This window comes from Corallococcus sp. AB038B (assembly GCF_003668955.1).
Taxonomy (GTDB): Bacteria; Myxococcota; Myxococcia; order Myxococcales; family Myxococcaceae; genus Corallococcus; species Corallococcus exiguus.
This window is the reverse complement of the sequence record NZ_RAWO01000002.1, coordinates 572,045-594,526: the sequence shown is the minus strand read 5'-3', so window position 1 is coordinate 594,526 and position 22,482 is coordinate 572,045. Positions and strand designations below refer to the sequence as shown.

The following is a 22,482-nucleotide window of genomic DNA, read 5'->3' as shown; positions in this document are numbered from 1 at the left end:
GAAGGCGCCCCTCCCCCCGCGCCTCGTCTAGGATGAAGCCCTTGTTCGTCGACCCCCGCCGGCTCGAAACCTTCCGCGTCGTCGCCTCGACGGGGCAGATCTCCGCCGCCTCCCGCCTGCTCCACCTGTCGCAGCCCGCCGTCACCGCGCAGGTCCGGCAACTGGAGGCGGACTGCGGCCAACCGCTCCTCGTGCGAACCGCGCGCGGGGTGCGGCTGAACGCGGCGGGGCGTGTGCTCTTCGACTACGCCCAGCGCATCCATGGCCTGCTGGACGAGGCGGCGCTCGCCATCGCGGCCGAGGAGACCCTCACCGGAGAGCTGGCGCTGGCGGCGAGCACCACCGTCGCCAATGCCATCGTGCCCGGCCTGCTGGCGTCCTTCCTGCGCACGCACCGTGAGCTCCAGGTTCGTCTGGAAGTGGGCAATACGCGCGAGGTGCTGACGTGGTTGTCGGAGGGCCGGGTGCCGCTCGGGCTGGTGGAGGGGCACGCGCGGGCGCCCGGCATCCGGCTGGAGCGCTACCTGGATGACGAGCTGGTGCCGGTGGTCTCGTCACAGGGGCCGACGGAGTGGTCGCGGATCCGCACCATGGAAGCACTGAGGGAGGTACCGCTGCTGTGGCGCGAGCAGGGCTCCGGCACACGGGCCGTGCTGGACCGAGCCCTGCGCAAGGCGGGCGTGCGCAAGGGGCCCCGACGCGGAGACCTCCAGTTGGGCAGCACCGAGGCGATCAAACGGGCCGTGTCCCTGGGTATGGGCGTGGCGCTGTTATCCCGCTGGAGCATCGACGGCGAGCTGTCCCTGGGCCGGTTCCAGGTGCTGCCCGTGCCGGGGCTGCGCATCCCGCGTGCGTTCTCCTGGGCCCTGCCCGTGGATGATCCGTCCGGAGCCGCGGGCCGCTTCCTGCGCCATGCCCGCGCCACGCCCCCGGTGCTGCTGCCCTGAGCCCGAGGCTCACGCCGCCGCGCCATGCCCGCGCCACGCCCCCGGTGCTGCTGCCCTGAGCCCGAGGCTCACGCCGCCTGGCCGCCGCCCCCTGCCCGCAACGCCATCGGTGCTGCTGCCCTGAGCCCGCGCCTCACGCCGCCCAACCCAGCCTCAGCGCGCCCAGGCACAGGCCCGCCATGATCAGCCACAGCGCCACCGCCTGAGCGAGCGGACGAAGGCCCACGGCCCGCAGCGTCTCGCGCGTCAGCCCCGCCCCCAACAGGAACAGCGTCACGACGAGCAGCTGCCGGGCGACGGCCGCCACACCCTGCCCCACCGGCGCGAGCCCCGGGAACACCGTCACGACCGCCGCCGCGCCGAGGAACCCGGCGATGAACCACGGCCGGCGCACCCGGCCCGTCACCTCGTGGCCCTCGCGCCGGCGCCACGCGGCCAGGCCCACCGTCAGCGGGAGGATCCACAGGGCGCGCGCCAGCTTCACGGGCGTGGCCACCGCCAGGGCTTCGGGGCCGTAGCGCAGCGCCGCGCCCACCACGGAGCTGGTGTCGTGAATGGCCATCGCGCACCACAAGCCGAACTGGTGCGGCGTCAGCCCCACCGCGTGGCCCACGACGGGGAAGACGAACAGCGCCACCGCGTTGAGCAGGAACACCGTGCCCAGGGCCACGGACGTCTCGTGCTCCTGGGGCCGCAGCACCGGAACCACCGCCGCGATGGCGCTCCCGCCGCAGATGGCCGTGCCCACGCTGATGAGCAGCCCCGTCACGCGGGGAACACCGAGCAGCCGGGCGAGCCCCACCCCCAGCGTCAGGCACACCGCGATGCCCACCACCGTGTAGCCCAGCCCCTCACGCCCCGCCGCGAGCACCGTGCGCAGGTCCATGCCCGCGCCCAATCCCACCACCGCCAGGGACAACAGTCTGGGCGTCAGCGCCCGCGTCTTCCCCGCGAACGGATTGCCCACGGTCAGCGCCACGCACAGCCCCGCGAGCAGGGCCACGCCGGTGGAGACGGAAGGCAGCAGGCAGAGCGCCGTGCACAACGGCACCAGGACATGTCCGGCCGTCCAGGTCCGGGGATGGACAACGGGAAGCGGTGGAGGCGTTTCCATGCGCCAGGACATGCGCCGGGCGGCCTCCGGACACCAGATGTCAGAAGCGATAAGGCATCAGTTTTCTGGATGGCTCACGGAGATGAGCAGGGACAGCTCGTTGGGCGTGAGGACTTCGCAGCCGTCGCGGGTGACGAGCACGGTGTGCTCGAACTGGGCGGACAGGCTGCCGTCCGCGGTCACGACGGTCCACCCGTCCGGCATCATCCGGATGTCCGGCCGCCCCAGGTTCACCATGGGCTCGATGGTGATGACCATCCCCGATTTCAGCGTGATGCCCGTGCCCGCCTTGCCCACGTGCGGCACATGCGGCTCCCCATGCATCTGCCTGCCGATGCCGTGGCCCCCGAACTCCTCCACGATGCTGCACCCCTCCGCCTTCGCCAGCGCCATCACCGCCGCGCCAATGTCCCCCAGCCGCGCGCCGTGCCGCACCACCGACACGCCCGCGTCCCGGCAACGCCGAGCCACGTCCACGACGTGCTTCGCGTCCGCGGAGACCTCGCCAATCATGAACGTGGCGGACGTGTCGCCGTGGAAGCCGTCCAGGTGCGTCGTCACGTCCACGTTGACGATGTCGCCGGGCTTCAGCACTTCATCCGTGCGCGGGATGCCATGGCACACCACGTGGTTGCGGCTGGTGCACACCGTGGCCGGGAAGCCCTTGTAGCCCAGCTGACTGGGCGTCCCACCCCGCCGCGCCGTGTCCTCGCGAACCCACGCGTCGATGTCCGCCGTCGTCACGCCCGGCTGGAGCCGGGAGGCCACGTGCGCCAACGTGCCCGCCGCTGCACGGCCCGCGAGCCGCAACCGCTCCACTTCACTGCCCTTGAAGAGAGGAATTCCCATGGCGGGCAAGGTGGCACCCGCCCGTCCGGAGCGTCCAATGCTGTTCTGGCATGACGCGGCCTGCGTGCACGGCGCGCACGACTCGCGCTAACGTCCCGCGCGTGAGCATCACGCACCTCCAGTCCTTCGTCGCGGTGGCGGAAGAGGGCCACGTGGGCCGGGCCGCGCTCCGGCTGCACATCACCCAGCCGCCGCTCAGCCGTCACATCCTCGCCCTGGAGGATGAGCTGGGCACGCCCCTCTTCGAGCGCGTCCCCAAAGGCATGCGCCTGCTGCCCACCGGAGAGGCCCTGCTCCACCACGCGCGCCGCATCCTCGCGGAGGTGGAGGTCGCTACCCTCACCGTGCGCGAGGCGGCCGGAGGCTCTGGAGCCTCCAAGCCGCCACACACCTGACGGTCAAGACCAGGCGGCCATGCCGCCAATCCGGCGCAGCATCAGGATGGGGCCGTCGTCCATGCGCCGGCCGCGCAAATCAACCTCACAGTCGATGACCCAGTCCCCATGGCCCTCCGGGTCCATGATGCGCTGCTGGGCCTCCCACTGGCGCGTGCCCGCTTCCTTCAGCTGCGTGTTCGCCGGCTTGCGCGCCTGGGGCGTGAGCACCACCAGCTTGTGCTCCTCGAAGTACGGCGCCATGGCCAGCTCCAGCTTCGGCGCGGTCCACTCGCCCAGCGCGTTGTCCAGCATGCCCAGCGCGTCCAGGTAGCGGCGCTGGCCCAGGGCGCGCAACAAACGGTGCAGCTCCTCGCGCACGCGCGCGGCGAAGGCCTTGGGGTCCTCCGTGAGCTCCTTGGGCTTGAGGTCCACCACCGGCTTCACTTCGACGGGGGCCTCCGGGTTGCGCATCCGCTCCCACTCGTCCAGGAGGCTGGAGTCCACCTGACGCAGCGTCGCGCGGAGGTGGTCGAGGATGTCGTCCAGGTCCTCGTTGCGGAACTTCTCCGGCACCGTCTGCACCAGCGACTTGTAGACGTCACCCACGTAACGCAAGAGCACGCCCTCGCTGCGCTGCAGGCCGTACTCGCGCACGTAGTCGTGGAAGGACATGAAGCGCTCGAACATGTCCCGGACAATGGACTTGGGGCGGATGTTCTCCTCGCCCACCCACGGGTGTTTCTTCGCGAAGGCGTTGAAGGTGCCGTAGACGAACTCGCGGTTCGGCTTGGGCCACTCCAGCTTCTCCAGCTCCTCCATGCGGTCGTCGTACTCCACGCCCCGCGCCTTCATCTCCTGGATCTTCTCCCCCTTCAGCTGGTGCAGCTGCGCGTACAGCACCACGTCCGGGTTCTCCAGGATGGACTCCACCAGCGTGACGACGTCCAGCGCGTACGTGTCCAGCGTGGGGTCCAACAACTCCAGCGTCTCGTGCAGGTACAGCGACAGCGTGTGGTTGAGGCTGAAGTCGCGCTGCAGGTCCTCCGACACCTCCACCGTCGCCGAGTGCTTCTCCCACTGCACCACCTTCACGATGCCCGCGTCGCGCAGCGTGCGGAAGTACATCGCCGCGTCCTTCAGCAGCTTCTTCTTCGTGTAGTCGGAGCTGTGCGAGCGCATCACCAACTGCACCAGCCGCTTGTAGCCGCCGCTGCCCTCCGTCTTGTCGCTCTGGAGCAGGTTGAGCAGCAGGCCGTGGCTCACGTCGAAGCGCGACTCCAGCGGCTCCGGCATCCCGTTCTGGAGCCGCTCGAAGGTGCTCTTGTCGAACTGCACGAACCCCTTCTGCGGCGGCTTCGCCTTGGGCGACTTCTTCTTGCCCGCGGCCTCCTTCGCCGCCTGGCGGATGTTCTCGACCATGTACTCCGGGGCCTGCGCCACCACGCTGCCCTCGGTGTCGAAGCCCTTGCGGCCCGCGCGGCCGGAGATCTGCTTGAAGTCACGCACGCTCAACGTCGCCAGCTTCTCGCCGTTGAACTTGAACAGCTGCGTGAAGAGCACCGTGCGGATGGGGATGTTCACGCCCACGCCCAGCGTGTCCGTGCCGCTGATGACCTTGAGCAGTCCCTGCTGCGCCAGCTTCTCCACCAGCAGGCGGTACTTGGGCAGCAGGCCCGCGTGGTGCATGCCGATGCCGTGGCGCAGGAAGCGCTGGAAGTCCTTGCCGTAGGGCGTGTCGAAGGGGGCGTCCAGCAGCGCCTGGCGGATCTCCTCCTTCTCTTCCTTGGTGTTGAAGTCCACGGACATCAAATTTTGCGCCTGCTCGGCCGCGGCCCGCTGCGTGAAGTTCACCAGGTACACGGGGTACTTCCCGCGCGCGATGAGGTCCTGGATGGTCTCGTGCAGCGGAACCTCGCGGTAGTCGAAGTCCAGCGGCACGGGGCGCTCGGAGCTGCGCACCGTGGCCACCTCGCGGCCGGAGAGCTTCTCCAGGCTCTGCTCGATGACGTGCGTGTCGCCCAGCGTGGCGGACATCAGCAGGAACTGCGTCTTGGGCAGCGCCAGCAGCGGGATCTGCCAGGCCACCCCGCGCTCCTTGTCGGAGTAGTAGTGGAACTCGTCCATCACCACCGCGTCCACGCGCGCGGACGCGTCACGCAGCGCGAGGTTGGACAGGATCTCCGCCGTGCAGCAGAGGATGGGCGCCTCGCGGTTGATGGACGCGTCGCCCGTCAGCATGCCCACGTTCTCCGGGCCAAAGGCCTTGGAGAGCGCGAAGAACTTCTCGTTCACCAGCGCCTTGATGGGGCACGTGTAGAACGACACCTTGCCCTCGGCCATGGCCTTGAAGTGGAGCGCCATGGCCACCAGCGACTTGCCGGAGCCCGTGGGCGTCTTGAGGAACAGGTGCTTGTCGCTCAAGAGCTCCAGGATGGCTTCCTCCTGGGCGGAGTACAGGCTCAGGCCGTTCGTGGCCACGTAGCCCACGAAGCGGTTGAGGATCTCGTCGGCATCGAGAGGGGGCTCGCCGGGCTTCGGCAGCAAGGCGGCGAGCGGGGCGCGGGTGTCGGCGGAGGCACTCATCGGGCCCGACTCTAGGAGGAGCCGCCCCATCCCCGTGAAAAATCGCGCGTTCCCAGGCCGACACTCGCACCCGGAGAGGCCCCCTGCCTGCCCGGCCTGTGCACCCGGGCACAGTGGCAACGGCTGGGACGCGCATGGCCATCAACGGAGGGCCTCCCCATCCTGCCTCCGCGACATTCACGGGGGTTGGACATGCGGACAGCGAAATTCTGGATGGGGACACTGCTGGCGGGCGCGCTGGCGCTGGGCTACGGCTGCGGAAGCGAGGCGAACAAGGAGCCCACGCCGCAGGACGTGCCACAACAGCAGGTCCCGGACGCGGGCATCGACGCGGGCGTGCTCCTGACGCTCACCGACGCGCAGATCGCCCGCGTCCTGCAGGTGGCCAACGACAGCCTGGTGATGCTGGCCCAGTACGCCGCGCCGCTCTCCTCCGACCCGGCCGTGGTCGCCTTCAACAACCAGCTGGTCACGGATCAGACCGCCGCGAGACAACGGCTGGACGCGCTGCTCACGGCCCAAGGCATCACACCCGAGGACTCCGCGCTGAGCCTCCAATTGCAGACCGAGGCCCAGCAGATCATGCAGACCCTCGCCGGTCCGAACGCACCGGCCGCGGGCCCCGAGCTCGACCTGGCGCTGACCAGCGCGCAGCTCGCCCTGCACACACAAATCGGCTTCCTCAACGACAGCCTGCTGTCGACCCAGATCACCAACCCGGCCCTGACGCAGGAGGCGCTCACCGAGCGGCAGGCCGTGCAGCAGAACATCAACGCCGCCGTGGTCACCCAGTCGAACCTGGTGCTCCCACCCGTCACGCCGTAGCGGGAGCGCTTTCCGTCGCTGGATAAAAATACAGCTCGGGCTCTCAGAACCTGAGAGCCCGAGCGCGTTCACACGACCCGTGGGGGAGGATTCGACCCAGGTGCTTTCCAATCGTGTCGGACCGGTCTAGTAGGAATTTGGACCGCCGATGCAAAAGCCAACCGAACCGACCTCCGCGCAGAGCGAGCCGTTGACCACGGGACGGGTCCTGCGCTCCACGTATGAGATTGGCACCGTGCTGGGCAAGGGTGGCATGGGCGCGGTGTTCCTCGCGCGCCACCTGCGCCTGCCGGGCAAGCAGGTCGCCATCAAGGTACTGCACGGCGCGGAGGAGGTGTCGGAAGAGGTGGCGCTGCGCTTCCGGCGCGAGGCGGAGATCGCCTCCCGGCTGGGGCACCCGAACATCGTGGAGGTGCTGGACTTCGACACCCTGGAGGACGGCACGCCCTTCATGGTGATGGAGTACCTGCGCGGGGAAGGCCTGTCGCGCCGGCTGCGCAAGCAGAAGAAGTTGCCGCTGGAGGAGGTCTTCTCCATCACGCGGCAGATGGGCGCGGCGTTGCAGGCGGCGCACCGCGCGGGCGTGGTGCACCGCGACCTGAAGCCGGGCAACGTGTTCCTCGTGCCCACGGAAGCGGGCGGCGTCGTGGGCGAGCGCGTGAAGCTGCTCGACTTCGGCATCTCCAAGCTCGTGGACTCGCGCACGCTGATGACGCTGGACTCCGTGCTGATGGGGACGCCGCAGTACATGGCCCCCGAGCAGGCCATGGGCCACAACAGCAACGTGGACGCGCGCACGGACCTCTTCGCGTTCGGCTGCATCGTCTACGAGATGATCGCCGGCCGGCCGCCCTACTCGGGCGACAACGTCGCGGAGCTCATCTACCAGATCGTCCACCTGGAGCCCCCGCCGCTCCTGTCACTTGCGCCCGAGACGCCGCCGCACGTGGTGACGGCCATCTCCCGCGCGATGGCGAAGAAGCCAGACGACCGCTACCCGGACGTGGGCTCGTTCATCCTGGACCTGACGGGCAGCCCGCTCCAGACGCTCGCGGAAGTGAAGCCGGAGCAGCGCTCGCGGCCCGCCAATCCCACGGCCCCGCCGTCGGTGCCGCGTCCGCCGGACCGCGAGGAGCACATCCCCACGGTGGGCATGCGCCCCCACGCCGGCCACGACACGTCGTCCCCTGCCCCTTCCGCCGGTCCGCAGACGGCATCCCTGTCCGCCCAGCCGCTGGCCCCTGCCCGCCCGAAGTGGCCGGTGGCCGTGGCCGTGGGGATGGCGGTCATCATCGCGTTCGCCGTCGCCTTCTTCTGGAAGCGCCCGGACGTGACTGCGCCCGCCGTCGTGGTGGCGAATCCCCCGTCGCCCCCGGTCCAGCCCCAGCCCACGGAGCCCGTCACGCCGCCCGCCGTGGTCGTGGCGCCGCCGGAGGACGTGAACAAGCCCGTGGATCCGGAGCCCCAGCCGACGCAGCCGACGGAACCGGAGAACTCCACGCAGCCCACGGTGAACACCAAGCCGAAGACTCGCGTCGCCCCCGAGGCCATGCCGGACAGCGTGCGCGAGGACCTGGCGGCGGCGCAGAAGGCACTGGACGCGTCGAACACGGCGGAAGCGCTGCGTCACATCCGGCGCAGCCAGCGCACGAAGATCACCGGCCTGTCGTTCTCGCTGCTCACCCGCGTGTACTGCCAGCAGCACGACCTGGCGAACTCGCGGGCAAATTGGACCCGCGTACCGGCAACGGAACGTCCAAGGGTCCGACAATACTGTTCGCAGTACGATATCGACCTTTAGCGTCGTCCGGGCGCGCGGAAACTCCAGAGCGGGGGCGCGCCCGCAATCCAAGGAGTTGTCGTGAGAGTGCTACTGGCAGTGGGGGTCGTGGCGCTGTCCCTGGGGTGTTCCCGGGGCGTGCGGCCCGACAGCGAGGTGGCGGGTACGAAGCCCACCACCGGCAAGGTGTATTCCAACGAGGCCGGCGAGAAGATCTCCCTCATCGCGCTGGAGCCCGGTGACGCGAAGAAGGCGCTGGTCGCTTTCGAAGGCACCAAGAGCGAGCTGGACGGCCAGGTGCTGGTCGCGTGGGTGGACACGCAGCAGCGGCGCTCCGTGGAGTACTGGACGATGTGGCGCGGCAACAAGCAGCGCTTCGTCACCGTGCATGACCGGGGCGGCTACGAGGACCTGGTCTTCAGCGGCGTGAACCACACGGGCTACTCGCACCTGAAGCCGGACACGGCCAAGACGGGCGCGCTGAAGGTGGAGAAGGTCTTCGAGCGCTACGAGGACCTGGAAGGCGACAAGAAGTACCAGGGCCTGCTCGCGTTCGACCGCAAGTTCTGGACGAACCAGGCGGAGACGCAGCTGTCCGAGGCCATTGCGGCGACGAACAAGGCGTGCGGCTCCAAGCTGACGTCCACCGTGGCCTGGGACTCCATCACGGACGCGCAGATCAACAAGATGTCCTTTGGCAGCTACTGCGTGGGCCCGATGGAGTCGCTCCAGAAGCTGTGCGAGCGCTCCGACGAGGCCAAGCGCGCCGTCCAGCAGAAGCTCCAGGCGGTGGAGTGCCGCTTGGACGACGCCAAGGCCGCGCTGAAGATGGAAGCCCAGAAGGTCATCTGGTCCGTGACCGCGGATCGGACGGTCCAGTCGGACGAGACCACCACCTTCTTCACCGACAACCTCTAGAACGAAAGCCCACCGACAATGACGCTTCGACACATGGTCATCGCCCTGGGGCTCGTCCTGGCCCCGCAAGCCGCGCTCGCGCTGGATCCGCCCTGGAAGCAGGAGCAGAAGCTGCGCGACCGCATGGTGCTGGAGTCCGCCAAGGTCTGCGCGGACGGCAAGGGTCACTACACGGTCCTCATCCCCCAGACGCCCGAGCACGAGGGCGACCTGTTCTACGGGGACGGCAAGACGTTCACGCAGGTGGTGCCGGTGGGCTACCCGTCCTCCACGGACGGCGCCTTCTTCGAGCCCCGCTTCTTCAACCCCAAGGCCAACGACAACTTCCGCGGCACGGACTACCGCGTCGTCTCCGACGTGAAGCTGAGCGAAGACTTCAAGACGTGCGCGCTGCGCTGCGGAGAGAAGAACCTGCCGCAGCAGCCGGTGCCGGCGGAAGAGGCCAAGGAGCTCTTGCGCAAGGCCACGTACCAGCCCAGCCCGGTGAAGTTCCAGCCGTACGCGCTGCTGCGCGACGACAAGGGTGTGTACTACCTGGTCGAGCGCGGCATCGGCTCGGACAACAAGAGCTTCCGCATCTTCACGGGCCAGCGCGGCCAGGTGAAGCAGCAGAAGATGCTCAACGTCGTCACCGACTCGCAGGGAGAAATCTTCTCCACGCAAGGCGGCGACCTGCGCCTCGTGGTGGACCGCGAGGAGCCGTCGTTCTGGGTCGTGAAGAGCAAGCGCCAGAAGCTGCGCGCGGTGCCGGTGGGTGAGAACCTGCCGTTCATCTACAACGAGCTGGGCGTCTACACGGGCGCGCGGCTGGGCACGCCCTGCGACGACGTGTAGTCCCGTAGCACCGGGGAGCCCCGGGCACGGTCAGCCGTTGAGCACCTTCACGGCTTTGACCATGTCCGGGGCCAACTCCTCGTGTTCCACGAGGGTGAACCCCAGCTTCTTGCTGACGGCCTGCATGCCGCGGTTGCGCGTGAGGATGTCCGCGACGATGCGGCGCAGGCCCCAGTCCCTCCCAATATCCACCAGCCGCCGCAGCAACTCCGTGCCCAGGCCCAGCCGCTGGGCGGGGTCGCTGACGGTGATGGCGAACTCCGCGTCCTTCGTGCCGCGCAGGCGCGTGAGCCGGCCCACCGCGAGGATCTCTCCCCCGCCCTTCCCGTCCGGGGACGGCCGCTCGGCGACGAGCGCCATCTCGCGCGCGTAGTCGTTGAAGCAGATGCGCGCCAGACGCTCATGGGCCACGCGCTGGCTGAGCTTCATCAGGCCCGCGTAGCGCATGAACACGGTCTGCTCGGAGAGGGCCTGATGGAAGCGGCCCATGGCGGGCTCGTCCTCCGGGCGGATGGGGCGCACCAGGAGCTGCTCGCCGTTCTTCAGCGTGAGCAGCTTCGCGTACTGGTGCGGGTACGGTTCGATGGCGAGCTTCGGCAGCGCCGCGACCGGGACCTCCGGCGGGTGCAGCACCACGCGCGCATCCAACGCGATGATGCGCTCGCCGGAGACGAGCAGCGGGTTGATGTCCAGCTCGCGGATGAGCGGCTGCTCCACCACCAGCTGGCTGAAGCGCACCATCAGCCGCTCCAGCGCGCCCATGTCCACGGGGGCCCGGCCGCGCACGCCCTTGAGCGCGTGGTGGATGCGCGTGCGCTCCATCATGCGTCGCGCCAGCGTGGTGGTGAGGGGCGGCAGGCCCAGGGCGCGGTCCTGCATCACCTCCACCAGGGTGCCGCCCGCGCCGAAGAGCAGCACCGGCCCGAACTGCGCGTCCAGGCTGCTGCCCAGAATCAGCTCGTAGCCGTCCAGCTTCGCCATGGGCTGCACGGTGACGCCCTGGAACGCGTCCTGAAGTCCTCGCTCCACGAGCGCGTCGCGGATGGCGCGCCAGGCCTCCCGCACCTGCGCCTCGTCGCGCAGGTCCAACCGCACGCCGCCCACGTCCGTCTTGTGCGTCACCGTGAGCGAGTTCAGCTTGAGCACCACGGGGAAGCCCAGCGCGCGGGCCTTCTCCACCGCCTCGTCCTCGGACGTGGCGAGCCACGTCTCCACGGTGGGGATGCCGTAGGCGGCCAGCAGGCGCTTGGACTCGTATTCGGACAGGAGGGTGCGACCGGAGGCGCGGGCTTCGTCCACCAGGGCGCGCGCCACGTCGCGGGCTCCGCCGGTGGGCTCCTCCGCCAGCGTGGGCGTCTCATAGAGCCCGGCGATGTTGTCCGAGTAGCGCCACATGTAGTTGAAGACACGGGCCGCGGTGTCCGGGTAGCCGAAGGTCGGGATGCCCGCGTCGTTGAGGATGCGCTCGCCGGCGGCGACTTCCGAACCGCCCATCCAACTGGCGAGCACGGGCTTGCCGGGCAGCTTCGCGTAGCCCTTGAGGCGGTCCGCGGTCTTGGTGGGCTCCGTCATGTCCTGCGGGGTGAGGATGACGAGCAGGCCGTCGCTGTTGGGGTCCGCGCCGGTGGTCTCCAGCGCCTTCGCGTAGCGCTCCGCGTCCGCGTCTCCCAGGATGTCCACCGGGTTGGCGTGGCTCCAAGGCGGCGGCAGGAAGCCGTCCAGTTGCTTCTTGGTGTCGTCGGACAGCACGGCCAGTTCGCCGCCACCGGACACGAGCGCATCCGTGGCGAGCACCGCGGGGCCGCCCGCGTTGGTGAGCAGCGTGAGCCTGCGGCCGGAGGGCCGGGGCTGGCGGGCCAGCACCTCCGCCATGTGGAACAGGTCCTCGATGGAGTCCACGCGCAGCACGCCCGCGCGGCGGAAGGCGGCGGAGAGCACCTCGTCGCTGCCGGCGAGCGTGCCGGTGTGGGACGCGGCGGCCTGCGCGGCCTGCGCGGTGCGGCCGGCCTTGATGACGATGATGGGCTTGGTGAGGGCCACCTCGCGCGCGGCGGACAGGAAGGCGCGCGCGTCGCCGATGGACTCCATGTACAGCAGGATGGAGCGCGTCATCGGATCATCCGCGAGGAAGTCGATGAGGTCTCCCCAGCCCACGTCCAGCATGGAGCCCACTGAGACGAAGGCGCTGAAGCCCACGGCCTCGCGCAGGCTCCAGTCGAGGATGGAGGTGAGCAGCGCGCCGGACTGGCTGATGAAGGCCACGTTGCCGGGGCGGGCCATGCCCTTGGCGAAGGTGGCGTTGAAGCCGCTCGTGGGGCGCATCACGCCCAGGCAGTTGGGGCCGATGATGCGCAGGTTCGCGGCCTGCGCGATTTGCAGCACCTCCTGCTCCAGCTTCGCGCCCTCCGGGCCCGTCTCCTTGAAGCCCGCGGAGATGATGATGGCGCCCTTGACGCCGACCTCCGCGCACTCGCGGATGATGGCCGGCACGGACTTGGCGGGGGTGACGATGACGGCCAGGTCCACGGGCTCCGGCAGCGCGCGCAACGAAGGCCACGCCTTGATGCCGAGCACGTTGGGGCGCTGCGGGTTCACCGGGTAGACGGTGCCGCCGAACGGGCTGCTGATGAGGTTCCAGAGGACGGTGCGGCCCACGCTGCCGGGACGCTCGCTCGCCCCCACCACCGCGACGCTGCGGGGGGAGAAGATGACCTCCAGCGGCTGACGGGTCCGCTGGTGGAGCAGGTCGATGGAAGGGTCCGTCCGGGCCGGGGGCGTGGCGGGGCGTTGCTCGTCCATGGTGCGCTCGTATTCGGTGGGTGGCCGTACCGGAGCAATCTCCGGCAGGCCCCCATCGTGCACCAGTTGTGAGGAAGGGGACGGGGCAGCGGACGTTTCCCCATCCTGTTCCTTATGCGAGCGAACGGGCGGACGCCGTCACGACGCGCGCGCCTGCTCCACCACCGGCTTGAGCACGGTGCTGGCGAACTCCGCCAGCGTGGTGGGCGTGGTGGTCTCCTTCGAGCGCGGCTCGGCCGGATCCATGCGCCCGTCCTGGATGGCGCCGTACATCTCCACGAAGGTGTCCGCCGCGAAAGCAGGCATGCCCGCGCCCGTCATGCCGTTGCGCAGGTCCTCCAGTCCCACCCGCACGTACTTCACGGGCTGGCCCAGCACCTGGGTGAGGATGCTGGCGACCTCCGGATAGGTGAGGTCCTTGGGCCCGTGGACGCCCACATAGCGGTGGCCCGTCCACGACGGATCCAGGAGCACCTCGGCGGCCTTGGCCGCGATGTCCGCGGTGGCGACCATGGGGAAGGCCTTCGTCTCCGGACTCGCGCTGAAGAGCGCGCCGGCCTTCGCCAGGCCCTGCACGTCGCGCAGCAGGTTCTCCATGAAGAAACCCGCGCGCAGGCTGACGACGTTGGGGGCCGCAGCCTGGAAGGCCTCTTCAATGGGCTTCAGCACGGACACCGGCCCCGTGCCCGGACCGCTCTGCGCGCCGACGCTGGAGAGGATCACCACGCGCTTCACGCCGTGCGCCTTCACGCGCTCCGCGGCCATCTTGCCGTTGGCCTTCGCCCAGTCCTGGAAGTCCGGGCGGATGGCGGGCGGCGACAGCCAGAACAGCGCCTCCGCGCCCACGAGCGCCGCGTCCAGCGTGGCCTGCTCCTCGATGGAGCCCTGAACCACCTTCGCGCCCTGCTTCACCAGGTCCGCCACCTTCTCCGGCGTGCGGGAGATGATCGTGACCTGACGGCCCGCCTTCAGCAGCTTCTCCACGAGGGGACGACCGATGTTGCCGTTCGGGGTGTTGATGACGATGGACATGGGGTGCCTCCAGCGACAGCGAGATGGCGCAACAGTGCTCCCGCGCCATTCATGAGGCCACTGCATGCTATGCATGCGCCCATGCGCCGCGCTCATGAAACCCCAGCGCCCTCCCCTGCGGAGGTCGACCTCTCCGGCATCAACCTCAACCTGATGGTGACGCTGGACGCGCTGCTGAAGGAGGCGCACGTCACCCGCGCCGCCGCGCGCGTGGGCCTCACCCAGTCCGCGATGAGCCATGCGCTCGCGCAGCTGCGGGAGTTGCTGGGCGACGCGCTGCTCATCCGCGGCCGGGGCGGCATGGTGCTGACACCTCGCGCGCAGCAGCTGGCCGCGCCGCTCAAACGGGGGCTGGCGGAGCTGCGCCGTGCACTGCGCGACGAGCCCGCGTTCGATCCCGCCACCGCGACCCGCCGCTTCACCGTGGCCACGCGCGACTTCTTCGGGTCGGTGCTGCTGCCGGGCGCGCTGGAGCTCCTGGGCCGCGAGGCCCCCGGCGTGGACCTGTCCGTGCTGCACGTGGACAGCAACACCTTCGCCGGCCAGCTGGAGACGGGCGAGGTGGACCTGGCCATCATCGTCGCGCCCGTGCCGTCCGGGCCGGGCCTGCGCCAGCAGAAGCTCCTCACCGAGGACTTCGTCTGCGTGGTGCGCAAGGACCACTCCACCGTGCGCCGCACGCTGGACGTGGACACCTACCTGAAGCTGTCCCACATCCTCATCAGCCCCAAAGGCGACGGCGTGGGCGCGGTGGACCTGGCCCTGGCCCAGCGCGGCCTGCCCCCGCGCCGCATCGCCGTGCGGGTGCCCTACTTCCTCATCGCGCCGCTGGCGGTGTCGCGCTCGGACCACGTCCTCACCGCGCCCCGCCGCCTCATCGCCGCGTTCCGCGACGCGTACGAACTCCAGGTCTTCCCCCCGCCCATCCCCTTGCGCCCCTTCGACATCCTCCAGGTCTGGCACGAGCGCTTCGACGGCGACCCCGCGCACCAGTGGCTCCGCGAACTGGTGGCGCGGTCCGTCAACGCAGGGTCTGAAAACACCCGGAATTCACGACGGGTGCGGCGCGCGCCAGCTTCCTGACACTCGGGGGACGCGACACTGAACGTCAGTACACAGGTGGGGGAGCATCGCATGGGGGGCTTCGTGTAGGGTGCTCCCCATGAATCCTGAGAAGCTTGTCTTCGCCCAGACCGTCGACGCGCTCTTCGTCCGCGCGCTGGAGAACCGCCTGACGCCGGCGTGCCGCGAGCACCTGAAGCGGGCGGGGCTGGACCTCGACAAAAAGCTGGAGCGCACCTATTCGCTGGAGCAGTGGCGGGAATTCCTGCGAATCGCGGCGGGCCACGTCTATGGCGGCGTGCCGGCGGAGGCCGCGTACTACTCCCTGGGCGAGCGCTTCATGGACGCCTACTTCGGCACCTTCTTTGGCCGAGCGCTCCTGGGCGTGGGCCGGCTGGCCGGTCCCCGGCGGATGCTGCTGCGGGCGGACCTGGGCTTTCGCGCCGGCAACAACTTCAGTGAAATCAAAATCGTGGAGCGCAGCGCGACGTCGCTAGAGCTCTGGATGAACGACGTGCTGGCGGATCAGCCGACGTTCGCGGCGGGTCTGCTGGCGCGCGCGGTGGCGCTGTGCGGGGGCTGGCGGGTGGTGGCGCTGCCGGAGGAGTTCGACGGCACGGCGGCGACGTTCCACCTTCGCTGGAGCGAGGCTTCCGCGGAAGGGGCGCTCAGCGCCACTGAGGATGGGTCCGGAGGCGACGCTCGACCTCAGGCGTGAGGGTACCCCCGTGCGGGGCCCGGGAGGACGAGCGCTCCCAGCGCTCCAGCCACCGGGTCCCCAGCGGGGCGGCCAGTGTTTCGTAGCGGGTCGAGGCCACGGTGGTCTCCCCCTTGGCGCCGGTGGACACGCCGGCGCCCACGTAGAACCCCGCGAGCAGCAGCGTGACGCGGGTGGGCGTGGCCGCGCTGTAGGTCATCAGCAGGGCGCCCTCTCCGTCTTCCCGGCAATGCCGGCGCACCCGGGCGAGGACGGCTTCGGTCCACATGTCCGGGTTGGACGCGGGTGAGAACGGATCGAAGAAGACGAGGTCCGCCGGGGGCAGCCCCGCGTCCGGCTCCAGGAAGGGCACCGCGTCCCCCAGCTTGAGGGTCCACTGGATGCCGGGCTCGGACCAGGTGCCGTGCTTCATGAGGCTTTCAGCGGCTTCGCGGAACGGCTGGAGGAAGGGGAAGCCCTCCGCGTCCGCGAGCGCGAGCCGCAGCGGGGCCAGGTCCACCTCGAAGCTGACGATGTGCAGGTCGCGGGCGCGGTCCGGGCCCATTTCCCGAGCGCGGGTGAGCGCTGCGACGGCGTTGGTGGCGGCGCCCAGGCCCACGTCATGGATGACGAGCGGCGGGCCGGGCTGGCGCAGGCGGTCCGCGAGGCCGGGCTGGTCGACGTAGAGGCGCAGGGCTTCCTGCCACGGGCCCACCGCGGGGTGCATGACCTCGCCATGGCCCAGGTGGCGCACGGCGCGGTGGCCGTTGCGAAGGGTGATGAGCTCGAAGTCGCCGTCGCGCGGATGGGAGGGCTCGGACACGGGGCTCCTGGCCTGGAGGGGATGTGTGGGAAAGGATGGGTGCCTAGCATGACGACTCCAGGGCAGGAACATCGGGGCGCGCTTCACGGGGAGGACGTCCGGCACGGGGAGGCTCCGTTCGAGGGCGGCCGGGTGCGGCTGTCGCTGCGGGTGGAGGCGGGAACGCGCACGGTGTTGGCGGCCGCGTGGGAGGCGACCGTGGATACGGGGCATCCGCTGGCGGCGTGCCTGGAGTCGCTGTGCCAGAACTCCGTGGGCATGGCGGTGGACGTGTTCCTGCGCTTCGACGACTTCCACCTGCGCGCGGGGTGTCCGGACGGACTGGAGACGACGGATGAGGCGGGGCTGGCGGTGCGGGTGTTCCGGCTGGCCTTCAGCCAGTTCCACCCCCGGGCCACGGGGCCCGCGTACCTGTCGAGCGGGCTGGTGCTGGCGAAGCTGCCCCGGGGCGCGAGTCCGGAGTGGGACGAGCCCGGGTTCTACTTCGCGCACTACTACCGCGAGGAGCTGTGGGCCTCGGCGGTGGAGGAGGCACGCCGAGGGGGCGTGCTGGGGCCGCGAGCGGCGTGTGCGTACATCGATGCGTTGCTGGCGAAGGCGGATGACGCGGTGGAGCTGGACTGGCCCGTGGAGCAGGGTACGGCGACCTGGGACTGGCTGACGCGCGTGTGCCTTCCGGCGGTGACGGGGGGCTCGGAGCGGACGCGGCGGTTGCTGGAAGGGGGGTACGGGGGCGCGAGCGGCACGGGGAGCTTCCCCTTCGGGCACCTGGACGGAGGGCCTTGGCATCCGCCGGTGGGGCTGCCGGAGCCCGAGGGCGTGGGGCACGCGGAGTTCATCCTCGGTGACCTGGAGCACCTGTTGCCGGAGCTGCCGAAGGATGGCGTGTTGCTGGCCGCGCCCCGGTGGATGGCGGTGGGACAGACACAGGACTCCCCTGCCCTGCGCCGGGCGGACATCTCCAGTGAGGAGGCCGGGGGCTTCGGCCTGTTCAACGCGGCGGCGCACGACGTGGGTGAAGACGATGATTGAGTTGCGCCTCCTGGGTGGGCTGGTGGCCCTGCTCTGTCTGTCGTGCGCTTCGGGTCCAAGGCAGTACGCGCAGACCACGGACTCCGCGACCAGTGGATGTCTGCGCAATCCCACCTGCTACACGCAGCCGGGGGATGAGGCGTTCCTGCCTTGGATGGACAAGGCCGTGAGGGCAGCGGCTTCCGCGGGCGCCACGATTCCAAATCCAATGCATTTTCGACCTCAAGTTCCCGTGCACGATGAAAAGCAAGGGCGACCCCCTCTCCAACGACGGAACCCGTGAACAAATGGCCCGCTACGCGGAGCTGAGAGGAAAGTGCAAGCCCGCGATCATCACGCCCCAGTTTGGAGTCGTGCGTGAGTAAGTATCCGTTCCTGCAACACTTCGCCCCGACGCTCCCCCGGGTCCAACTGGTCCTGCGCATCGTGTTCTACCTGCCGCATGACCACGGAGTGCTGGCCCCAGTCCTACGACGGGTCCTCGACACCTATCTCGGATTCATTGCTGCCAGTGGCGGGGCACTGACCGTCGGAGAGGATTCCGACGTCATTGAGGATGCCTTCCCGCTTGAGTCCGAGTTTTGGGAGGAAGCTCAACGCCACCTCACCAAGTCTCGATTCGAATACCTGGACGACATGGATCAAGACTCCTACTGGTTCCGAAGATTGACCAAGAGGGGCTTCGACACATGGGTCATCCTCAAGGGAGGACATTCGGAGCCAGATGGCTATGAATTCAGTTTCGAGTCTCGGCTCCCATGGAGAGAACCCACTTCCGAGCACAGCGTGCTGAGCGTGAAGCTCCCGATAAGCTTCCTGGAGACACAGGGGCCCGAGAAGGCCTTTGCACTGGCACGGTCTCTGGCGGAGCTTCTTCCGCTCTCCACGGGCCATGCCGGGCTGTCGCTCTCATTCACACGCGGGAGGTCGAAACTTCTTCCCCTGCTTAAAGAGCAGCTGTCCAGGCATCCCGGCTGGCACGTTCCGCCTACGCTGGCGTGGGGCTTGGGACCGTGGATTGACGACGTGCACTGGCTGAACTTCCTGGGCCCTCCCCTGCTCGAAACCGTTGGCGGTATCCAGGCACTTCGCTCGCATCTGAGCCATCCGGAGACCACCGTCCAGGAACTCACCGGAGGCCGCGCCCTGATCAGCCTGGGCCCCGAGCCGCTCGCCGGGGACACGAAGCTGGGTGAGACACTGCCGGCGTATCGCGAGCTGGCCCGGTTCCTGGAGCCCTGGCTCCTGCCCTTCCCCCACGTCAACACCTGGGACGGCTACACCGACGACGAGGCCCGTCTCTGGTGGCGCCGCTTCCTGGAGGCCCCTCCCGAGAAAATCTACGACCCACGCGGCGGATGACCGCGCCGGATTTTTTCACGCATTGCCCCAGCACCCGGCGCACTGATAATCCGCAACCCGGAGTGTTCACGTCGAGCGGCAGGCCGACGGTCGTGGTCGCGCCAGCCCTCGCGGATCGGGGTTTCATCGATGCGGTCACAACGCGCTGTCTGGAGCAGGCTCCTGTTGTTCGCCGCGAGCCTGGGCCTTCTTTCCTGCGGCGGGAACGAGCGCCCGGCGGCATCCGAGGGCATCCGCACCACGCACGCCCGTCTCGCGACGGCGCCGGCCTGGTACGCCACCCCGTCCATGGCGACGGCACGCGGGCAACACGCGGCCGTCCTGCTCCCCAACGGGAAACTGCTCGTCGTCAACGGCGTCAACTCGTCCGGATTCGTGGGCACGGCGGAGACCTACGATCCCGCCACCAGCACCTGGGCCTCCGCGGGCCCCTCCAGCCTCACGGGCAACGTCACCCTGGCCGTGCTCCTGCCCACGGGCCGGGTGCTGGTGCTGACCGATGGCTCGCAGGGGGGGCGCCTCTATGATCCCGTCGCCAACACCTGGGCCGCCACGGGCAACATGTCCACGACCCGCGCGCTCCCCACGGCCACGCTGCTGGCCACGGGACAGGTCCTCATCGCGGGCGGCACCGGCGGTGGCGGCGTCCGGCTCACGACCGCGGAACTGTACGACCCCGCGACCAACACCTTCACCGCCACGGGCGCCATGACCGAGGGCCGCGGCGCGCACATGTCGACGCGGCTGCGTGACGGGCGGGTGCTCGCGGTGAGCGGCTTCAGCGGCAGCGGAGAGGTGCCCGGCGCCGACCTCTACGATCCGGCCAGCGGCACCTGGTCCGCCGCCGCGCCCCCGCTGGTGGCCCGCCACTACTCCACCAGCACCCTGCTGCCCGACGGCCGCGTGCTCGTCGCGGGTGGCTTCACCGCGAGCGGTGTCACGGCCCAGTCGGAGCTCTACGACCCGGCCGCCAACACCTGGACCGCGACCGGCAGCCTCGCGTTCCCGCGCGCCAGCCACATGGCCACGTTGCTGCCCAATGGCCGCGTCCTCGTCACCGGCGGTTCCAACACTTCCAGGGCGGCGCAGATCGAATCGGAGCTCTACGACCCCGCCACCGGCACCTGGACCTCCGCGGGCACGATGAACATCGCCCGCGAGAACCACACCGCGACGCTGCTGCCCTCGGGCAAGGTGTTCGTCACGGGCGGGTTCGCCCAGCTCCCCGGCCTGACGTTCTTCGCGCAGACGGAGGTCTACGACCCCGCCGCGAGCCAGTGGTCCCCGGCCGGCGCCATGGGCACGCCCCGGACGGACCCCATGGTGGCGCTGCTGCCTGGCGGTCAGGTGCTCGTCGCGGGAGGCCGTGGCGTCAGTTCCTCGGCGGCGGTGGAGGTGTATGACCGCGCGAGCAACAGCTGGAGCGCCGCGCCCGCGCTCGCCGTGCCCCGCGAGCGCGCGACCGCGACCGTCCTGCGCTCCGGCCAGGTGCTGGTCGCCGGTGGCCGCAACGCGGGCGTCTCGACGGCCTCCGCCCAACGCTACGACTCCACCACCGGAACCTGGCTGCCCACCGCCGACCTCCTCGGCACGAGGCACCTCCACTCCGCCACGCTCCTTCCGGATGGCCGGGTGTTCGTGTCCGGTGGCCAGCGCAACGCCGCGGTGCTCGCCTCCGCGGAGATCTACTCGCCCGACGCCAACACCTGGAGCGCGGCGGCGCCTCCCACTGTCGCGCGTGCAAGCCATGGCGCGGTGCTGCTCCACGACGGCAGGGTGCTCGTCGCTGGCGGCCATGACAACACCGGCGTGGAGACGGCTTCGGCGGAGCTGTACGACCCCGTCACGAACACCTGGGCCCCCGCGGCGAGCCTCAATGGTATCCGGGACGAGCTGACGCTGACGCTGCTGCCCTCGGGCCAGGTGCTGGCGGCGGGAGGACTCGTGGGCCTCACGTACCTCACGTCCGCGGAGCTGTACGACCCCGCCACGAACACCTGGACTCCGGTGGGCTCGCTCTCGCAGTCGCGCTATCACCACACCGCCACATTGCTGCCCTCCGGCAAGGTCCTGATCGCGGGCGGCCTGACCGACCTGGGCGCGTACGTCGACACCGCGGAGATCTTCGATCCCCAGCTGCGCATCTTCACGACCGTCGCGGACCCCACCACGCGCGGAGGGCTGATCTCCACCGCGCTGCCTTCAGGCGAAGTCCTCCTCGTGGGAGGCGTGGGTGCGCCCGACGCGGAGCTGTTCAACGAGAACGGCGCCCAGCCCGCGTGGCGGCCCACGGTGACGAATCCGGTGACCCTCGTCGCGGCCTGCCCCACCGTCCTGGAGGGCATGCTGTTCCGGGGCATCTCCGGAGGCAGCAGCGGCAGCTACTCGGACTCCCCCACCGACTTCCCCCTGGTGCGGTTCCGCGCCGCGGAAGGCGGGCGTCTCTGGACGCTTCCCTCCAGCAACACCTCGGCCACGCGCGCGACGGTGACCGTCCCCGCGGACGTGCCGGTGGGCACCTACGGGCTGTCCGTCTTCGCCAACGCCATCTCCGGCGGGCGGATGGTGACCGTCGTCGCCAACCGTCCTCCGACGGCTGCGGACCAGACGGTCGTCGTTCCGAAGGACACGGTCACGGCGATCGCCCTGAGCGGCACGGATCCGGACCCCGGTCAGGTGTTGAGCTGGACCGCGGTCACCCAGCCGCAGCACGGCACGCTCGGCACCAGCGCGCAGGGGACGCTCGAGTACACCCCCAACCCCGGCTTCGTGGGCACCGACAGCTTCACCTACCGGGTCCGTGACTGCGCCGACGACAGCAACATCGCGACCGTGACCCTCAACGTGACGGACGACGCGGTGCCCCCCACCCTCACCTGCCCCGCGAACCTCACCGTGGAGGCGACGGATCCAGACGGCGCGCTCGTGACCTACGACCCCGCCGTGCTGGAGCCGGCGGGAGGGCTCCCGGTGAGCTACTCGCAGCCGTCGGGCTCGCTGTTCCCGATTGGCACCACGACGGTCACCGCGACCTCCACCGGCCTCACCTGTACCTTCCAGGTGACGGTGCAGGACACCACGGCGCCCACCCTCACCTGCCCCGCGGACATCACCGTGGCGCCGAACACGCAGGTGACGTTCACGCCCACGGCCACGGACGCGGTGACAGCCAATCCGACCGTGACGTCCTCGCCCGCGTCGGGCAGTGATTTCCCCGCCGGTGCCACGCAGGTCACCGTCACCGCGACGGATGCGGCGGGCAACACCGCGCAGTGCACGTTCCAGGTCCGGGTCCAGGCGCAGGTCGTGGAGATTGCCGGCGGTGGCTGCAACAGCACCGGTGGCACCACGTCCGCGCTGGCGCTCCTCGCCGCGCTGGCGGCCTGGGGCTCGTCGCGTCGCCGTCAGAACCCGGCCCGGGGGAACTGAGACATGCGCTCCCTCTTTT

At 69.8% G+C, this 22,482-nt stretch carries 17 protein-coding genes; 11 read left to right on the top strand and 6 right to left on the bottom strand.

Annotated features, from left to right (window positions below; genetic code table 11):
* The first annotated feature begins 32 nt into the window (after positions 1 to 32).
* Positions 33 to 947, top strand: a complete 915-nt coding sequence (locus D7Y04_RS13585; protein ID WP_120599134.1) for a LysR family transcriptional regulator — start codon at positions 33 to 35, stop codon at positions 945 to 947.
* 133 nt (positions 948 to 1,080) lie between these two features.
* Here D7Y04_RS13585 and D7Y04_RS13580 read toward each other — a convergent pair whose 3' ends face one another.
* Together D7Y04_RS13580 and map are read right to left on the bottom strand one after the other, a co-directional pair.
* Entirely contained in the window at positions 1,081 to 2,073 is a 993-nt protein-coding gene (locus D7Y04_RS13580; protein ID WP_233601401.1) for a YeiH family protein, read from the bottom strand.
* Between the two features lie 45 nt (positions 2,074 to 2,118).
* Entirely contained in the window at positions 2,119 to 2,910 is a 792-nt protein-coding gene (gene map / locus D7Y04_RS13575; protein ID WP_120599135.1) for a type I methionyl aminopeptidase, read from the bottom strand.
* A 101-nt stretch (positions 2,911 to 3,011) separates the two neighbouring features.
* Between map and D7Y04_RS13570 the strand changes: the two genes are divergently transcribed.
* The gene (locus tag D7Y04_RS13570; RefSeq protein ID WP_120599136.1) at positions 3,012 to 3,305 is read left to right on the top strand and encodes a LysR family transcriptional regulator; all 294 of its coding nucleotides are present in this window, start codon (positions 3,012 to 3,014) and stop codon (positions 3,303 to 3,305) included.
* A gap of 3 nt (positions 3,306 to 3,308) precedes the next feature.
* Here D7Y04_RS13570 and D7Y04_RS13565 read toward each other — a convergent pair whose 3' ends face one another.
* Positions 3,309 to 5,870, bottom strand: coding sequence for an RNA helicase (locus tag D7Y04_RS13565; RefSeq protein WP_121759602.1), 2,562 nt, complete (start codon positions 5,868 to 5,870; stop codon positions 3,309 to 3,311).
* A 192-nt stretch (positions 5,871 to 6,062) separates the two neighbouring features.
* Here D7Y04_RS13565 and D7Y04_RS13560 point away from each other — a divergent pair, with 192 nt between their 5' ends.
* The 4 genes from D7Y04_RS13560 to D7Y04_RS13545 all read left to right on the top strand — a co-directional run bounded on the left by D7Y04_RS13560 (position 6,063) and on the right by D7Y04_RS13545 (position 10,227).
* Positions 6,063 to 6,695: a DUF4142 domain-containing protein gene (locus D7Y04_RS13560; RefSeq protein ID WP_120599138.1), complete on the top strand. Its 633-nt coding sequence runs from the start codon at positions 6,063 to 6,065 to the stop codon at positions 6,693 to 6,695.
* Positions 6,696 to 6,843: 148 nt separating this feature from the next.
* Entirely contained in the window at positions 6,844 to 8,496 is a 1,653-nt protein-coding gene (locus tag D7Y04_RS13555; protein WP_121759601.1) for a serine/threonine-protein kinase, read from the top strand.
* A gap of 60 nt (positions 8,497 to 8,556) precedes the next feature.
* The gene (locus tag D7Y04_RS13550) at positions 8,557 to 9,393 is read left to right on the top strand and encodes a hypothetical protein (RefSeq protein WP_147477105.1); all 837 of its coding nucleotides are present in this window, start codon (positions 8,557 to 8,559) and stop codon (positions 9,391 to 9,393) included.
* Between the two features lie 18 nt (positions 9,394 to 9,411).
* Positions 9,412 to 10,227, top strand: coding sequence for a hypothetical protein (locus D7Y04_RS13545; RefSeq protein ID WP_233601400.1), 816 nt, complete (start codon positions 9,412 to 9,414; stop codon positions 10,225 to 10,227).
* Positions 10,228 to 10,257: 30 nt separating this feature from the next.
* Here D7Y04_RS13545 and D7Y04_RS13540 read toward each other — a convergent pair whose 3' ends face one another.
* Both D7Y04_RS13540 and D7Y04_RS13535 read right to left on the bottom strand, forming a co-directional pair.
* Positions 10,258 to 13,026 carry a bifunctional acetate--CoA ligase family protein/GNAT family N-acetyltransferase gene (locus D7Y04_RS13540; RefSeq protein WP_121759598.1) on the bottom strand — a complete coding sequence of 923 codons (2,769 nt, stop codon included), beginning with the start codon at positions 13,024 to 13,026 and terminating at the stop codon, positions 10,258 to 10,260.
* Between the two features lie 138 nt (positions 13,027 to 13,164).
* Positions 13,165 to 14,058, bottom strand: coding sequence for an NmrA family NAD(P)-binding protein (locus D7Y04_RS13535; protein WP_121759597.1), 894 nt, complete (start codon positions 14,056 to 14,058; stop codon positions 13,165 to 13,167).
* An 81-nt stretch (positions 14,059 to 14,139) separates the two neighbouring features.
* Here D7Y04_RS13535 and D7Y04_RS13530 point away from each other — a divergent pair, with 81 nt between their 5' ends.
* A complete protein-coding gene (locus D7Y04_RS13530; RefSeq protein WP_233601399.1) occupies positions 14,140 to 15,141 on the top strand; it encodes a LysR family transcriptional regulator in 1,002 nt (333 codons plus the stop codon).
* Positions 15,142 to 15,220: 79 nt separating this feature from the next.
* Positions 15,221 to 15,838: a DUF2378 family protein gene (locus D7Y04_RS13525; RefSeq protein WP_121759595.1), complete on the top strand. Its 618-nt coding sequence runs from the start codon at positions 15,221 to 15,223 to the stop codon at positions 15,836 to 15,838.
* Here the strand turns inward: D7Y04_RS13525 and D7Y04_RS13520 are convergent.
* A complete protein-coding gene (locus D7Y04_RS13520; RefSeq protein ID WP_121759594.1) occupies positions 15,789 to 16,640 on the bottom strand; it encodes a tRNA (5-methylaminomethyl-2-thiouridine)(34)-methyltransferase MnmD in 852 nt (283 codons plus the stop codon). The two genes, D7Y04_RS13525 and D7Y04_RS13520, sit on opposite strands and share 50 nt — an antisense overlap.
* A gap of 48 nt (positions 16,641 to 16,688) precedes the next feature.
* On the opposite strand from D7Y04_RS13520, the gene D7Y04_RS13515 reads away from it, so the two are divergent.
* From D7Y04_RS13515 to D7Y04_RS45615, 3 genes are all read left to right on the top strand, one after another.
* Complete coding sequence (locus D7Y04_RS13515; RefSeq protein WP_121759593.1) at positions 16,689 to 17,672, top strand: hypothetical protein; 984 nt, start codon at positions 16,689 to 16,691, stop codon at positions 17,670 to 17,672.
* Between the two features lie 357 nt (positions 17,673 to 18,029).
* Positions 18,030 to 19,034, top strand: a complete 1,005-nt coding sequence (locus D7Y04_RS13510) for a type VI immunity family protein (RefSeq protein WP_147477104.1) — start codon at positions 18,030 to 18,032, stop codon at positions 19,032 to 19,034.
* A gap of 165 nt (positions 19,035 to 19,199) precedes the next feature.
* On the top strand, positions 19,200 to 22,463 hold the full coding sequence (locus D7Y04_RS45615) for a kelch repeat-containing protein (protein ID WP_233601398.1): 3,264 nt from the start codon (positions 19,200 to 19,202) through the stop codon (positions 22,461 to 22,463).
* The last annotated feature ends 19 nt before the right edge of the window (positions 22,464 to 22,482 follow it).

Bases quoted from the DNA above. Each gene is read 5' to 3' on its own strand.
- D7Y04_RS13585 (WP_120599134.1), top strand. From the start codon at position 33: ATGAAGCCCTTGTTCGTCGACCCCCGCCGGCTCGAAACCTTCCGCGTC.
- D7Y04_RS13580 (WP_233601401.1), bottom strand. From the start codon at position 2,073: ATGTCCTGGCGCATGGAAACGCCTCCACCGCTTCCCGTTGTCCATCCC.
- map (WP_120599135.1), bottom strand. From the start codon at position 2,910: ATGGGAATTCCTCTCTTCAAGGGCAGTGAAGTGGAGCGGTTGCGGCTC.
- D7Y04_RS13565 (WP_121759602.1), bottom strand. From the start codon at position 5,870: ATGAGTGCCTCCGCCGACACCCGCGCCCCGCTCGCCGCCTTGCTGCCG.
- D7Y04_RS13560 (WP_120599138.1), top strand. From the start codon at position 6,063: ATGCGGACAGCGAAATTCTGGATGGGGACACTGCTGGCGGGCGCGCTG.
- D7Y04_RS13555 (WP_121759601.1), top strand. From the start codon at position 6,844: ATGCAAAAGCCAACCGAACCGACCTCCGCGCAGAGCGAGCCGTTGACC.
- D7Y04_RS13545 (WP_233601400.1), top strand. From the start codon at position 9,412: ATGACGCTTCGACACATGGTCATCGCCCTGGGGCTCGTCCTGGCCCCG.
- D7Y04_RS13540 (WP_121759598.1), bottom strand. From the start codon at position 13,026: ATGGACGAGCAACGCCCCGCCACGCCCCCGGCCCGGACGGACCCTTCC.
- D7Y04_RS13535 (WP_121759597.1), bottom strand. From the start codon at position 14,058: ATGTCCATCGTCATCAACACCCCGAACGGCAACATCGGTCGTCCCCTC.
- D7Y04_RS13530 (WP_233601399.1), top strand. From the start codon at position 14,140: ATGCGCCGCGCTCATGAAACCCCAGCGCCCTCCCCTGCGGAGGTCGAC.
- D7Y04_RS13525 (WP_121759595.1), top strand. From the start codon at position 15,221: ATGAATCCTGAGAAGCTTGTCTTCGCCCAGACCGTCGACGCGCTCTTC.
- D7Y04_RS13515 (WP_121759593.1), top strand. From the start codon at position 16,689: ATGACGACTCCAGGGCAGGAACATCGGGGCGCGCTTCACGGGGAGGAC.